The sequence below is a fragment of the Serratia sp. szju genome (assembly GCF_044594185.1).
In the GTDB taxonomy this organism is placed as follows: Bacteria; Pseudomonadota; Gammaproteobacteria; order Enterobacterales; family Enterobacteriaceae; genus Serratia; species Serratia bockelmannii.
In genome coordinates, this window is the sequence record NZ_CP172576.1 from 661,869 (window position 1) to 675,346 (window position 13,478).

Annotated in this window: 14 protein-coding genes; 2 read left to right on the top strand and 12 right to left on the bottom strand. The window is 64.0% G+C overall.

Translation table 11 applies throughout. From position 1 onward, the window contains the following. Positions 1-35: 35 nt before the first annotated feature. From RE418_RS03240 to RE418_RS03265, 6 genes are read right to left on the bottom strand one after another with little or no spacing between them, the layout of a single operon-like run. Positions 36-395, bottom strand: coding sequence for an L-rhamnose mutarotase (locus RE418_RS03240; RefSeq protein ID WP_043136092.1), 360 nt, complete (start codon positions 393-395; stop codon positions 36-38). Next, positions 392-1,168, bottom strand: a complete 777-nt coding sequence (locus RE418_RS03245; protein WP_043136096.1) for an SDR family oxidoreductase — start codon at positions 1,166-1,168, stop codon at positions 392-394. The genes RE418_RS03240 and RE418_RS03245 overlap by 4 nt, the downstream gene beginning before the upstream one ends. Continuing rightward, positions 1,146-2,009, bottom strand: a complete 864-nt coding sequence (locus RE418_RS03250) for an amidohydrolase (RefSeq protein WP_089196494.1) — start codon at positions 2,007-2,009, stop codon at positions 1,146-1,148. Before RE418_RS03250 ends, RE418_RS03245 begins: the two co-directional genes overlap by 23 nt. A 14-nt stretch (positions 2,010-2,023) precedes the next feature. Then, positions 2,024-3,301: an L-fuconate dehydratase gene (locus RE418_RS03255; protein WP_025305193.1), complete on the bottom strand. Its 1,278-nt coding sequence runs from the start codon at positions 3,299-3,301 to the stop codon at positions 2,024-2,026. Between the two features lie 14 nt (positions 3,302-3,315). Continuing rightward, on the bottom strand, positions 3,316-4,161 hold the full coding sequence (locus RE418_RS03260) for a fumarylacetoacetate hydrolase family protein (protein ID WP_043136103.1): 846 nt from the start codon (positions 4,159-4,161) through the stop codon (positions 3,316-3,318). A 25-nt stretch (positions 4,162-4,186) separates the two neighbouring features. Next, positions 4,187-4,927: an SDR family oxidoreductase gene (locus RE418_RS03265; protein ID WP_043136107.1), complete on the bottom strand. Its 741-nt coding sequence runs from the start codon at positions 4,925-4,927 to the stop codon at positions 4,187-4,189. 236 nt (positions 4,928-5,163) lie between these two features. On the opposite strand from RE418_RS03265, the gene RE418_RS03270 reads away from it, so the two are divergent. Together RE418_RS03270 and ampH are read left to right on the top strand one after the other, a co-directional pair. Beyond that, positions 5,164-5,922, top strand: a complete 759-nt coding sequence (locus RE418_RS03270; protein WP_025305190.1) for a FadR/GntR family transcriptional regulator — start codon at positions 5,164-5,166, stop codon at positions 5,920-5,922. Between the two features lie 126 nt (positions 5,923-6,048). Then, positions 6,049-7,191: a D-alanyl-D-alanine-carboxypeptidase/endopeptidase AmpH gene (gene ampH, locus RE418_RS03275; protein ID WP_197771535.1), complete on the top strand. Its 1,143-nt coding sequence runs from the start codon at positions 6,049-6,051 to the stop codon at positions 7,189-7,191. A 33-nt stretch (positions 7,192-7,224) separates the two neighbouring features. Here ampH and hpaC read toward each other — a convergent pair whose 3' ends face one another. From hpaC to hpaH, 6 genes are all read right to left on the bottom strand, one after another. Continuing rightward, positions 7,225-7,740, bottom strand: a complete 516-nt coding sequence (gene hpaC, locus RE418_RS03280; RefSeq protein WP_025305188.1) for a 4-hydroxyphenylacetate 3-monooxygenase, reductase component — start codon at positions 7,738-7,740, stop codon at positions 7,225-7,227. A 16-nt stretch (positions 7,741-7,756) separates the two neighbouring features. Beyond that, complete coding sequence (hpaB, locus tag RE418_RS03285; RefSeq protein ID WP_043136111.1) at positions 7,757-9,319, bottom strand: 4-hydroxyphenylacetate 3-monooxygenase, oxygenase component; 1,563 nt, start codon at positions 9,317-9,319, stop codon at positions 7,757-7,759. 178 nt (positions 9,320-9,497) lie between these two features. Further along, positions 9,498-10,394 (bottom strand): 4-hydroxyphenylacetate catabolism regulatory protein HpaA, encoded by an 897-nt coding sequence (gene hpaA / locus RE418_RS03290; protein WP_004933161.1) that lies wholly within the window; start codon positions 10,392-10,394, stop codon positions 9,498-9,500. Between the two features lie 34 nt (positions 10,395-10,428). After that, the gene (gene hpaX, locus RE418_RS03295) at positions 10,429-11,799 is read right to left on the bottom strand and encodes a 4-hydroxyphenylacetate permease (RefSeq protein ID WP_087762954.1); all 1,371 of its coding nucleotides are present in this window, start codon (positions 11,797-11,799) and stop codon (positions 10,429-10,431) included. 3 nt (positions 11,800-11,802) lie between these two features. Then, positions 11,803-12,597, bottom strand: a complete 795-nt coding sequence (hpaI, locus tag RE418_RS03300) for a 4-hydroxy-2-oxoheptanedioate aldolase (protein ID WP_099816600.1) — start codon at positions 12,595-12,597, stop codon at positions 11,803-11,805. Between the two features lie 76 nt (positions 12,598-12,673). Beyond that, the gene (gene hpaH, locus RE418_RS03305) at positions 12,674-13,477 is read right to left on the bottom strand and encodes a 2-oxo-hept-4-ene-1,7-dioate hydratase (RefSeq protein WP_049204624.1); all 804 of its coding nucleotides are present in this window, start codon (positions 13,475-13,477) and stop codon (positions 12,674-12,676) included. Position 13,478: the final 1 nt, after the last annotated feature.

Here is a 13,478-nt window from a genome sequence, read left to right on the forward strand (position 1 = left end):
TACCCTCGTATCGTCTGGCGATGATGATGTTGGCGTTATTGCTGTTGCAGAGAGAAAATCCGCGCCATTTCCACCCATTTTTCGCCCTGCGGCGTCCAGGGGGTGGCGGCCTGGTAGTGCCACATCAGCGCTTCCCATCGCTGTACTTCGGGGTTGTTCAGGCTGGCGGCGTCAAAACGCGCGGCGTCAAAATCGGCGCTGACCTCCACGATCATGAACAGCCGGGTGCCCAACCGGTAAATCTCCATGTCCAGAATGCCGTGCTTGCGCAAATGCGCGGCGATGCCCGGCCAGATGCGCTGATGATGCTGCTGGTACTCCGCAATCAGCGCCGGTGAGTCAATCAGATCGAGCGCCTGGCAGAAACGGCGCCGCCCTGCCGCCGCGCCGCTCACGTCAGCGCCCGATCGAGATGCAGGTAGCCGCCGTCCACCGATAGCCACTGCCCGGTGGTATGCGATGACCGCGACGACAGCAGAAACGCCACGGTATCGGCGATCTCCTGCGGCGTAGTCATGCGCTGCCCGAGCGGAATGCGCGCGGTGATTTTCTCCATCTGCCGCTGCGGCTCGGCGAAGGTGTTGAGCCAGCGCTGGTACTGCGGGGTGATCACCTCCGCCGGCACCACCGCGTTCACCCGCACCCCGTCATGGCGCAGCGACACCGCCCATTCGCGCGTCAGCGCCAGCACCGCGCCCTTGGCGGCGGTGTAGCCGCTGGTGCCCCCCTGCCCGCTGAGCGCGGTCTTAGAGGCGATGTTGACGATGGCGCCCCGGCTTTCCTGCAGCGCCGCCTGGCACAGGTGCGCCATCAGGTAGTAGTGCACCAAGTTCTTCTCCAGCGAGCCGACGAACGCTTCACGCCCCGCCTCCAGCCCGACGCCGTCATTGACCCCGGCGTTGTTCACCAGTCCGTCGATGCGGCCGAAGGTCGCCAGCGTCTGGCTGACCGCCCGGCGGCAGGCCGCCTCGTCGCACAATTCGGTGAGGATCACCTCGGTGCGCGGCTGCAGCCGCTGCAAATCGGCCAGCAGCGCCGCCTCCGGCGCGGCGTTGGTGACCAGCACCGGGATCGCCCCCTCCTCGGCCAGCACATGAGCAATCGCCGCGCCGATGCCGGCACCGCCGCCGGTGACCAGCACCACCTTATCTTGCAGATACAGATCCATAACCAGACTCCGTTAAACCGTAAATTCGCCAGGCGGTGCCGCCCCAAATCGCCGCCTGCTCGGCGGCCCCCAGCGTCGACAGCGCCCGTTCGCACAGTTGCACCACCTGGCGGTAGTCGCCGGCCAGCAGGCACACCGGCCAGTCGGAGCCGAACATCAGCCGCTCCGGGCCGAACGCCTCCAGCGCGGCGTCGAAGAACGGCAGCAGTTCTTCCGCCCGCCACCGGCCGCCCGGCGCCTCGGTGATCAGCCCCGATAGCTTGCAGGCCACGTGCGGCAGCGCCGCCAGCGGCCGGATTTGCTGCGCCCAGTGCCGCACGCCGCGCGCGATGTCCGGCTTGCCGAGGTGATCCAGCACCAGCCAGTGTTCGTCATGGCGGGCGGCGAACGCCGCCGCGGCCGCCAGATGCCGATGCGTCACCAGGATCTCGTACACATACCCGGCGCGCTGCAGCGTTTGCATGCCGCGTTCCACCTCCGGCCGCGCCAACCAGGCCGCCGGATCCGCTTCGTCCTGCACCTGATGGCGCACCCCGCGCAGCGCGCTGTAAGGCCGCAAGGCCTCCAGGCGCTGCGCCAGCTGCGGCGCGGCGATATCCAGCCAGCCCACCACGCCGCATACGCCCTCGCTCTGCTCAGCCAGCGCCAGCAGGGTCAGCGTCTCGTCCTCGCTGGGGCGCGCCTGCACCGCCAGCGCGCCGTCGAAACCGTGTTCCTGCAACAGCGGCCGCAGCCGGGGCGGATCGAAATCCTGCCGCAGCACCCGCATCCGCTCGTCGATCCACGGGTAGTGCCGTGGGTGATAGCGCCAGTAGTGCTGATGCGCGTCGATGCGCGGCATGCGATCCTCCCGCCTCACCCGCGGAACCGATACTGCTCGATCGACGACGGATGCATCTCGATCGAATAGCCGGGACGGCTCGGCGGCATGTAGGCCGCGCCGTTGATCACGCAGGGATCGACAAAGTGTTCATGCAAATGATCGACGTACTCGATCACCCGGCCTTCGTGGGTGCCGGCGATGCACAGGTAGTCGATCATCGACAGGTGCTGCACGTACTCGCACAGCCCGACGCCGCCAGCGTGCGGGCAGACCGGCAGCTGGTATTTGGCCGCCATCAGCATCACCGCCAGCACTTCGTTGACGCCGCCGAGACGGCAGGCGTCGATCTGCACCACGTCTACCGCGCCGCGCATGATGAACTGCTTGAACATGATGCGGTTCTGACACATCTCACCGGTGGCCACCTTGACCGGCGCCACCCCTTCGCGGATGCGGCGATGCCCTTCCACGTCGTCCGGGCTGGTCGGCTCTTCGATAAACCAGGGTTTGGCGAACGCCAGATGCTTCACCCACGGAATGGCTTCGTCCACTTCCCACACCTGGTTGGCGTCGATCATCAGCCGGCGATCTGGGCCGATCACCTCGCGGGCGATGCGCACCCGGCGGATGTCGTCTTCCAGATCGCGCCCGACCTTCAGCTTCAGGTAGGAGAAACCGGCGTCGACCGCTTCCTGGCACAGGCGGCGCAGCTTGTCGTCCGGGTAGCCCAGCCAGCCGGCGGAGGTGGTGTAACAGGGATACCCCTCCTGCAGCAGCCGCTCCAGGCGCCGTTCTTTGCCCTCGGCCCGCTGTTTCAGCAGCGCCAGCGCTTCCTGCGGCGTGATGCAGTCGGTGATGTAACGGAAGTCGATGCAGCGCACCAGCTCCTCCGGCGTCATCTCCGCCACCAGCCGCCACACCGGCTTGCCGACCGATTTGGCCCACAGATCCCACACCGCGTTGACCACCGCGCCGGTCGCCAGGTGAATGGCGCCTTTGTCCGGCCCGATCCAGCGCAGCTGGCTGTCGCTGGTGAAGCGCCGCCAGAAGGCGCCCATATCGGCGGCGATCGTCTCCAGCCGCTCACCGACGATCTGATGCTCCAGCGCGCGGATCGCCGCGCAGCAGATCTCGTTGCCGCGGCCGATGGTGAACGTCAGTCCGTGGCCGCTGAGATCCGCGCGATCGGTCTCCAGGATCACGTAGGCGGCGGAATAGTCGGGATCCGGATTCATGGCGTCGGATCCGTCCAGCCCCAGCGACGTGGGGAAACGAATGTCTTCAACCCGCAGTGCGGTAATGGTGGTCATGGCGGCGCTCCCGGTTAAGCCTGTACGGTTTGCTGGCGCTGTTCGCCCAGCCCTTCAATGCCCAGACGCATCGTCTGGCCCGCCCGCAGGTAGATGGGCTGCGGTTTCTGCCCCATGCCGACGCCCGGCGGCGTGCCGGTGGAGATCACGTCGCCCGGCTGCAGGCTCATAAAGCGGCTGAGGTAGCTGACGATCTGCGGAATGCGGAAGATCATGGTGCTGGTGTTGCCGTCCTGATAGCGCTTGCCGTCCACCTCCAGCCACAGGTTCAGGCTGTGCGGATCGGCGATTTCGTCGGCGGTCACCAGCCAGGGGCCGATCGGCCCAAAGGTGTCGCAGCCTTTGCCCTTGTCCCAGGTGCCGCCGCGCTCAATTTGATATTCGCGTTCTGAGACGTCGTTGATCACGCAATAACCGGCGACGTGGCGCATCGCATCCGCTTCGCTGATGTAGCGCCCGCCCAGGCCGATCACCACGCCCAGCTCCACTTCCCAGTCGGTTTTCTGCGATCCGCGCGGGATCTCCACCCGGTCGTAGGGGCCGACCACCGCGCTGGTCCATTTGTTGAACACCACCGGTTCCTCAGGAATGGCCGCACCGGTCTCCGCCGCGTGATCGGCGTAATTCAGGCCGATGCAGATGAACTTGCCGATGCCGCCGACGCAGGCGCCGAGACGCGGCTGCCCCTCGACCAGCGGCAATGCGGCGCTGTCCAGCGTGCGCAGTTTGGCGAGCGACGCCGGCGATAACGCGGCGCCGCCCACGTCGGCGATATGCTGCGACAGATCGCGCAGGCGGCCCTGCTCATCCAACATGCCGGGGCGCTCTTGCCCGGGTTCCCCATAACGTAAAAGTTTCATGCGTTCCTCTCTCAAAACTGGCGGCTCAGTTGCTCCAGCCACCGTCGATGATCTGCACCGTTCCTGTGGTGTACGAGCTGGCGTCGGAGGCCAGATACAGCGCCAATTGGGCGATTTCCTCGGTGGTGCCGATGCGCCCGATCGGCTGACGGGCGACGAACGCCTGATACACCTCTTGCTCGCTGCGCCCCTGTTCGCGCGCCTGCTCGGCGATGCGCTGGCGCAGCGACGGCGATTCCACCGTGCCGGGGCAAATGGCGTTGCAGCGGATGCCCTGGGTGACGTAATCCGCCGCCACCGAGCGCGTTAGGCCGATCACCGCCGCCTTGCTGGCGCTGTAGGCGAAGCGGTTCGGCACCCCTTTCACGCTCGAGGCCACCGAAGACATGTTGATGATCGAGCCTTTGCCGCGCGCCAACATGCCCGGCAGGAAGGCGCGGATCATGCGGAACATCGCGGTGACGTTGAGATCGAGCGCGAACGCCCACTGATCTTCGCTGCAGTCGAGGATCGATCCGCTGTGCACCACGCCAGCGCAGTTGAACAGCACGTCGATCGGGCCGATCGCTTCCGCCGCCGCCGCGATGGCGGCCGGATCGGTGACGTTCAGCGTCAGCGCGCGGATCCCGGCGGAGCCCTGCAGGCGCTCGAGGTTGATGTCGCTGGCGATCACTTCAGCGCCGGCGGCGGCGAACAGCCTGGCGGTGGTGAATCCGATCCCTTGCCCGGCGGCGGTGATCAGTACGCGTTTCCCGGTTAAATCCATCTTGACTCCTCGGCCTAAAGGTCTAATGGTCAGGCCACTAAAGGCGGTTAAAGGTCAGGCCTCTAACATGACAAAAGACGCTTTACGCGTTATCGTTGGGGGAAGAAGTTAATAAAAACAGCCTTGAAACCGCATTTCAATTAACCATTTTTTTACACTTGAATAACGATTACTCAAGCGCCTTATCGCATAATTGTGCGCCAAATCACTGAACGCCGAATCGTCAAAGGTCAAAAATGCCGATTACCCGACTGGAAAACCCAAGAATTTACAGACAGATAGCTGACCAACTCAAACGTCTGATCGAAAATAACGAATTTCCGCCGGGCAGCCGTCTGCCCTCGGAGCGCGATCTCGCCCAGCAATTGCAGGTCAGCCGCGCGTCGGTGCGCGAGGCGCTGATCGCGCTGGAAGTGATCGGCCTGGTAGACGTCAAGGTCGGCAACGGGGTGATCGTGCGCTCGCCAACGCCGCTGGCGCCGTCGCAGGAGCCGGTGATGGCCCAAGCCGGCCGCAACCAGTGGGCGGAGATCGACGACGAACTGAACATCGAGCTGGATTTCAACGCCGAGTTGCCGCCGTTTTCTCTGCTGCAAACCCGCCTGCTGATCGAACCGGAGACCGCCGCGCTGGCCGCGCGCCACGCCACCGACGAAGAGCTGGCGGGTATCCGCGCCGCCTATGAACAGAACTGCCGCGATAACCGCGCCGGTTCCGCCACCCACCCCGGCGATCGGCTGTTCCACATCCGCATCGCCCAGGCCAGCGGCAACCCGGCCTATGCGTTCATCATCGGCCACCTGCTCGGCCACCGTTACGGCAGCATGTTCCGCGTGCTGCAGCGCCACTATACGCCGGACGACATGCCGCACCGCTCCGAGCTGGAACACCGGGCGATCCTGGCGGCGATCGAAGCGCGCGACGTGCGCGGCGCCCGCAAGGCGATGAAGGCGCACCTGGACGAAGTGATCGCCATTTTCGCCCGCGCGCAGTAGGCCGCCGGCGGTGAAAAAATTTTATCGCCACCGCTCTTTTTTCTACATGCAGCCGGGGCCTGGGGGCATTACACTGGGCGACGAATAAGCCCTTTCCCCGCTGCATTGTTAAATGGATAACGACCGTTGAAGAACTCTGTCTCCGCTTTATTGCTGGCGCTGGGCCTGTGCGCCGCGCCGCTGGCCGTGCAGGCCGCGCCCCCGCAGCTGGCTTCGCAAATCGTCGACCAGTATGCCGAACATATTTTCTACAACAGCGGCGCCACCGGCATGGCGCTGGTGGTGATCGACGGCAATCAGGTGGTTAACCGCAGCTTCGGCGACACCAAGCCCGGCAACAACCTGCGCCCGCGCCCGGATTCGCTGATCCGCATCGCGTCGATCACCAAGCTGATGACCAGTGAAGTGATGGTAAAAATGGCGGCGGCAGGCCAGGTCAAACTGACCGATCCGCTGCGCAAGTACGCTCCCAAAGGCGCCTATGTGCCGGCTTACAACGCCGGCCAGCCGATCACCTTATTGAACCTGGCCACCCACACCAGCGCGCTGCCGCGCGAGCAGCCGGGCAAGAAGCCGCCTAAAACGCCGGTCTTCACCTGGCCGACCAAAGCCCAGCGCTGGCAATGGCTGGCGCATGCCAACGTCACGGTGCCGCCGGGCGTACACGCCGCTTATTCCAATCTGGCGTACGATCTGCTGGCCGATGCGCTGTCGCGCGCCGCAGGCAAACCCTACAACGCGCTGCTGAAAGAGAAAATCACCGCGCCGCTCGGCATGGTGGATACCACGCTGACGCCGAGCCCTGAACAGTGTTCGCGCCTGATGGTGGCGGCGGCCGGCCCGAGCGCCTGCCGCGACACCACCGCCGCAGCCGGCAGCGGCGGCGTCTACTCCACCCCACGCGACATGCAGCGCTGGATGCAGCAGTTCCTCTCCTCCAGCGCCAGCGGCCCGCGCAAAGCCACCGCCGCCAGCGAACAAACCATGTACTTCCAGCGCCACGATCTGGTGTCGCTGAAGGGCATGGACGTGCCGGGGCAAGCAGATGCGCTGGGGTTAGGCTGGGTGTATATGGCGCCGAAGGACGGGCTGCCGGGCATCATTCAGAAGACCGGCGGCGGCGGCGGGTTCATCACCTACATGGCGATGATCCCGGCGAAAAATGTCGGGGTGTTCGTGGTGGTGACCCGTTCGGAGCTGAGTAAGTTCACCAACATGAGCGATCCGGTCAACCGCCTGGTGAGCGATCTGGCAGCCAACAAGAGTTGATATGTGGGGCGCAGCTGGCTGCGCCCCCACGTCTCAGGCCAGCACCGCCATCTGATGGATCACCGGATGGAAGTTGCGCTTGAAGTAGATCAGGCCGTTACCGGCTTCGCTCAACGCGATCTGCTTGATCTGCACCAGGTACATCTGGTGGGTACCGATGCTCTGGATCTGCTCGATTTCCCCTTCCAGGCTGGCCAGGGTATTGCGCAGCACCGGCTGCCCCAGTGCGCCGAGCTGCCACTCTTCCAGCCGGAAACGATCTTCCATGCTGACGCCGGTCATGCCAGCGAAGTGGCGCGCCATCAGCTCCTGCTCATGGTTGAGCACGTTGACGCACAGCCTGCGGTTTTCCTGAAACACCGGGTTCATCGCGCTGTTGCGGTTGATGCACACCAGCAGCGTCGGCGGCGTATCGGTTACCGAGCACACCGCCGTGGCGGTGATGCCGCAGCGCCCCGCCGGGCCGTCGGTGGTGACGATATTCACCGCCGCCGACAGGCTGGCCATGGCGTCGCGAAAGCGCAGGCGCTGTTCATTTTCCTGAGACATACAACCTCCTCCTGAATTACTTCAGCAGATTATCCAACTGATTAATATCGTCATTGTTCCGCAGGTGCGGCACCTTCCAGCCGTGCTGATCGTAATCGGCCAGGCACTTGTCGACCATCTGCATCATGCGATCCATGTTGCCGGATCCCTGCGCGTGGCGCAGGCACTGCAGGCGGATCTCATCCTGGCTGCCGGCGTAGTTGATCTCATACAGCTCGTGGCGCCCGCCGAACTCACTGCCGATCGCGTCCCACATCAGCTTGAGGATCTTGATACGCTCGACGTGATCCATGCCGTCCGATCCGCGCACGTAGCGCGCCAGGTACTTGTCGATCTCCGGGTTGTTCATGTCGCGCACGCTGGACGGCAGGTAGATCAGGCCGCTGGTGACGTTCTTCTCGATGATGTGTTTCACCTTGGTGTAGGCCATCGGCGCCATCACGCGGTAGGTTTGCAGCGCGGCGGAATCCGGCAGGTAGGCGCCGTTTTCCCATTGCGTGGCTTCGGCGCACATCGCGTCGCTCAGCGACCAGAACAGGTTGCGCCAGGCCACCACTTCGCCCAGATCGGCCTGCACGCCGCGGAACTCCAGCACGCCGGTGCACGAGAGGCTCTTTTGCAGCAGCGCGGTGATGAAATCCATCTTCACCGCCAAGCGCACGCAGGCCTGCAGCGGGAACAGCCGGGCGAAACCGCCCTGGGTGCTCCAGCGGCGGCAGCGGTCGAAATCGCGGTAGATCAGCACGTTTTCCCACGGGATCAGCACATGATCCATGATCAGGATCGCGTCGTTCTCGTCGAAGCGGCTGGTGAGCGGATAGTCAAACGGCGATCCGGTGGCGCCGGCCACCAGCTCGTAGGAGGCGCGCGAAATCAGCTTCACTCCTTCGGCGTCCATCGGCGCCACGAACATCAGCGCGAAGTCCGGATTATCGCCCATCACCTGCGCCGAACCGAAGCCGATGAAGTTGTAGTGGGTCAACGCCGAGTTGGTAGCCACCACTTTGGCGCCGCTGACCACGATACCGGCGTCAGTTTCTTTCTCCACCTGAATGTAGACGTCCTTCACCTCATTGACCGGCTTATGACGATCGATCGGCGGGTTGACGATGGCGTGGTTGAAATAGAGCCCGGTTTCCTGAATGCGTTTGTACCAGTGGCGCGCGTTATCGGCGAACTGGCCGTAGAACTCCGGATAAGCGCCCAGCGCGCAGCCAAAGGCCGCCTTATAATCCGGCGTGCGCCCCATCCAGCCGTAGCTTTGGCGTGACCAGTCGGCGATGGCGTCACGCTGCTGGCGCATCTCTTCCGGGCTGCGGGCATAGCGGAAGAACTTGTGGGTATAGCCGCCGTTGCCGGTGTCGGTGTTCCAGCACAGGCGATCCTGGCTGGCCGGATCGTGCAGCGCGTCGTACAGCTGGCCGACCGACGCCGCCGCGTTGCGGAACGCCGGGTGGGTGGTGACGTCTTTTACGCGTTCGCCGTAAATGTAGATTTCGCGGCTATCCTGCAAACTTTTCAGGTATTCGGCGCCGGTGAACGGGCGTTTGCTGTCGGCACGAAAGTCTTCTGGTTTCATCGGGTCTTCCTCGTCATCGGCATTTTTCAGGCCGTGGAGTCGGCCATTTGTTAAAATAATGTTTTCTTTTGGTTGCTTAATTGAAGCTGCCAAAGCCGGTTTCGAGAAGAGACTTTTGCGGCAATCGCCGGTACTTTTCAGGTCAGTTTGCCGCTTTCGCGGCAAACTGTGATCGCGGTTACGAAAGGGCGTGTTGCGCCGCGCGGTAGGTCGAGGGGGAACAGCCTTCCAGCCGATTGAAAAAACGGGCGAAATAGGCCGGATCCTTGAAGCCGAGGCTGTAAGCGGTTTCATGCACCGTGCAGGCGCTGAACAGCAGCATGCGCTTGGCCTCGCGCAGCAGCCGATCGAAAATCAGCCGTTTGGGCGGCCGGTTGGCGAAGCGCCGACACAGGTCGTTGAGCCGCGATTCGGTCACGCCCAACGCCTGCGCATACTCCGGCACCGGCAGATGCTCGCGGAAACGCTCGTCCACCATCTTGTTAAACCGTTGAAACAGCTGCAGTTCGCCGCGCACGCCGCTGTTGGCGCTGTCTTCCAGCGCGGTGTTGCGCAGCAGCAGCGTGAACACCGCCTGCGCCAACAGCGCCAGCGTCTGTTCGCGCCCGGCCAGGTTCTGCGCGAACTCGCGGCGGATCAGCGCCCAATAGTGGCTGAGCGCCGTCAGCTCCTGCGGCGCATCGGCCAGCGACAGGCAGATGCCCGGCATGTCCAGCGCCAGATTGCTGCCGGGATACAGGCGCTCCAGCAGCGGCCAAATCAGCTCCTGGCGCACCGTCAGCACGTGGCCGTCGCTGTCCGGTTCGGTGAAGAACGCATGCGGCACCGACGGCGGCGTGAGGATGAACAGCGGCGCCTGCACCGAATAGTGCTGATCGTCGAGCTGCAGCTCTATCTTGCCGGTCTCCAGGAAATGCACCTGGAAGAAGCAGTCGTGCCAGTGCACCTGCATGTCGCGGCCGAAGAATGCCGCCAGCCCGGCGAAGGTTTCGTAGTGCACCTCGTCGGCGGCGTAGCGCGCGTCATACTCTTTGCAAATATCGATGTTGGCGATAAAGCCGGTACTTTTCCGCACCTCATGACCTCCTGCAATCATGCCCACTTGCGCATCAAGGCGTCGCTCTCGGGCGCGAATCCTTCATCGGAATGCGCCACACCAGCACGGCGCCGACGATCAACAGCGCCGAAACGAAATACAGCCCGGAGTTGAAGCTGCCGGTCAGATCCTTGAACCAGCCGATCAGCAGCGGGCTGAGCGCCGATCCGATGTTGCCGGTGGCGTTGATCACCGCGATCCCCACCGCCCGCGCTTCCAGGCTGATCGACTGATCCGGCGTGGTCCAGAAGATCGCCATGGCGGTAAAGGAGCCGACCGAGGCCATCACGATCCCGAGCAGCTGGATCAGGCTGTGATCGGTGGCGGACGCCAATAGCCAGCCGGCGGCGGCGAACAGGTACGGCAGCGCGGTGTGATGCTTGCGCTCCTGCAGCCTGTCGGATCGTTTGCTCCACCACACCATGCCGGCGATGGTGCAGATCTGCGGGATCGCCGCCAGAATGCCGATCGTCACGTTGCTGCTGCCCTGGTTGAAGCTCTGCAGGATCTGCGGCGTCCAGATGTTGATCGCGCTCAGGGTGTTGGTCAGGCAGAAATAGGCCAGCGTGTACATCAGCACAATCGGCGTGCAGATCTCACGCCACAGGCTGCGCTGCTGCAGCGCGCGGTGGCTGCTCGGCCCGTTGGGCTGCACCAGCTGCAGCTTGTCGGCCTCCATCATCGCCTGCAGGCTGGCTTTTTCCTCGTCGGTCAGCCACTTGGCCTTGGCCGGGGTGTCGTCGAGATAGAACCACACCACCACGCCCAGCAGCACCGATGGAATGCCTTCCAGCAGGAACAGCCACTGCCAGCCCTTCAGGTTCATCACCCCGTCCAGCGCCAGGATATAGCCGGAGACCAGCGAGCCGATCGCCATGGTCACCGGCATGGCGATCATGAACAGCGCGTTGGCGCGGGCGCGGTAAAACGCCGGGAACCAGTAGGTGAGGTACACCAGAATGCCCGGCAGGAAGCCGGCCTCGGTGATGCCGACGATCATGCGCAGCACGTACAGGCTGGTCGGCCCGGTGGCGAACATGGTGCAGGTGGAGGCAATGCCCCACAGCACCATGATGGTGGCGATCCAGCGCCGCGCACCGACCCGGCTCAGCATCATGTTACTCGGTATGCCAAAGATCACGTAGGTGACATAGAACAACGTCGCCGCCAGCCCGAACATGGTCGAGCTGAGGCCGAGATCTTTGCCCATCGTCAGCCCGGCGAAGCCGATGTTGATACGATCGAGGAAAGAGAAAACAAACAACACGAACAGGAAAATGATCAGGCGCCGAAACAACTTTTTAATCACCGATTGCTCGGCGGCGGTTAACGCTTTATGTTGCTGCGCCGGGTTGGCCGGCGGCAGCGAATCGACGTGGTTCATGGTTCAGTAGACTCCCGATGAAGGCGCTTGCGCCCCGCCCTGTTTGAACTCGTCCGCCAGGGCTTCCGCCGCCCGCGCCAGCAGGGTGGTATCCACCCCCACCGCAACGAACAGCGCGCCGGCCTCCAGATAGCGCTGCGCCAGTACCTTGTTGGCCATCAAAATGCCCGGCGCCTTGCCGGCGGCGCGGATACGCGCGATGGCGTCGTCGATGGTGCGCTGCACCTCCGGGTGCTGCGGATTGCCGGCAAAGCCCATGTCGGCGCTGAGATCCGCTGGGCCGATAAACACGCCGTCCACCCCTTCCACCTGCAAAATGGCGTCGAGGTTTTTCACCGCTTCGCGGGTTTCAATTTGCACCAGCACGCACATCTGCTCATCGGCCTGCTGCAGGTAATCGGGCACCCGGTTCCAGCGCGAAGCACGCGCCAGGGCGCTGCCGACGCCGCGCACGCCGTGCGGCGGATAGCGCGTGGCGCGCACCGCGTCGCGCGCCTGTTCGGCATTCTGAATCATCGGGATCAATAAGGTTTGCGCGCCGACGTCCAGCAGTTGCTTGATGATCACCGCGTCGTTCCACGGCGGGCGCACCACCGGCTGGCTCGGGTAAGGCGCGACCGCCTGCAGCTGCCCCAGCACCGTTTGCACGTTGTTGGGCGCATGTTCGCCGTCGATCAGCAGCCAGTCGAAACCGGCGCCGGCCAGCAGCTCGGCGCTGTAGCTGCTGCACAGCCCGAGCCACAGCCCGATCTGCGGGCGTTTTTCCTGCAGCGCTCGCTTGAAGTGGTTGGTTAACATCGCATTCTCCCTGACAAGCGGGCGCGGCGCGTGGCCCCCGCCCGATTATTGCGGCCCGGTTCGCCGAGCCGGCTTATTAGACGAAGCGGCAGCTGATGCAGCCCATCGGGCCGTAATCGACGTGGAAAGTATCACCGCGCCGCGCCGGCACCGGCCGGGTGAAGGAACCGCCGAGGATCACCTGCCCCGCTTCCAGCTCCACCTCATACGGCGCCAGCTTGTTGGCCAGCCAGGCCACTCCGTTGGCCGGGTGGTTGAGCACTGCAGCCGCCACGCCGGACTCTTCAATCACGCCGTTGCGGTACAGCAGCGCGGAGATCCAGCGCAGATCCAGCGCATCCGGCTTGATTGGCCGCCCGCCCATCACCACCCCGGCGTTGGCGGCGTTGTCGGAGATGGTGTCGAACACCTTGCGCGGCCGCTGCGTCTCGGGATCGACGTTGTGGCTGCGCGCGTCGATGATCTCCAGCGCCGGAATGACGTAGTCGGTGGCGTTGTAGACGTCGAACAGCGTGCAGTTCGGCCCGCGCAGCGGCTTGGCCAGCACGAACGCCAGTTCCACCTCCACCCGCGGCACGATAAAGCGGTCGATCGGAATGTCGCTGCCGTCGTTGAAGAACATGTCGTCCAGCAGCGCGCCGTAGTCCGGCTCGGTGATCTGCGAGCTTACCTGCATGGCGCGCGACGTCAGGCCGATCTTGTGGCCTTTGAGCGTGCGCCCCTCGGCGATCTTCAGCGCCACCCACTGCCGCTGAATGGCATAGGCGTCTTCAATGGTGATCTCGGGATGATCGAGCGACAGCGCGCGGATCTGCTCACGACTCTTTTCCGCCTGATGCAGGCGCTGCACGGCGCGGTTAACCTGCTCTTTATCCAGCATT

What these genes read in the sequence shown, in the direction of transcription:
- RE418_RS03245 (WP_043136096.1), bottom strand. Translation starts at nt 1,168, where the DNA reads ATGGATCTGTATCTGCAAGATAAGGTGGTGCTGGTCACCGGCGGCGGT.
- RE418_RS03250 (WP_089196494.1), bottom strand. Translation starts at nt 2,009, where the DNA reads ATGCCGCGCATCGACGCGCATCAGCACTACTGGCGCTATCACCCACGG.
- RE418_RS03255 (WP_025305193.1), bottom strand. Translation starts at nt 3,301, where the DNA reads ATGACCACCATTACCGCACTGCGGGTTGAAGACATTCGTTTCCCCACG.
- RE418_RS03260 (WP_043136103.1), bottom strand. Translation starts at nt 4,161, where the DNA reads ATGAAACTTTTACGTTATGGGGAACCCGGGCAAGAGCGCCCCGGCATG.
- RE418_RS03265 (WP_043136107.1), bottom strand. Translation starts at nt 4,927, where the DNA reads ATGGATTTAACCGGGAAACGCGTACTGATCACCGCCGCCGGGCAAGGG.
- RE418_RS03270 (WP_025305190.1), top strand. Translation starts at nt 5,164, where the DNA reads ATGCCGATTACCCGACTGGAAAACCCAAGAATTTACAGACAGATAGCT.
- hpaC (WP_025305188.1), bottom strand. Translation starts at nt 7,740, where the DNA reads ATGTCTCAGGAAAATGAACAGCGCCTGCGCTTTCGCGACGCCATGGCC.
- hpaB (WP_043136111.1), bottom strand. Translation starts at nt 9,319, where the DNA reads ATGAAACCAGAAGACTTTCGTGCCGACAGCAAACGCCCGTTCACCGGC.
- hpaX (WP_087762954.1), bottom strand. Translation starts at nt 11,799, where the DNA reads ATGAACCACGTCGATTCGCTGCCGCCGGCCAACCCGGCGCAGCAACAT.
- hpaI (WP_099816600.1), bottom strand. Translation starts at nt 12,597, where the DNA reads ATGTTAACCAACCACTTCAAGCGAGCGCTGCAGGAAAAACGCCCGCAG.
- hpaH (WP_049204624.1), bottom strand. Translation starts at nt 13,477, where the DNA reads ATGCTGGATAAAGAGCAGGTTAACCGCGCCGTGCAGCGCCTGCATCAG.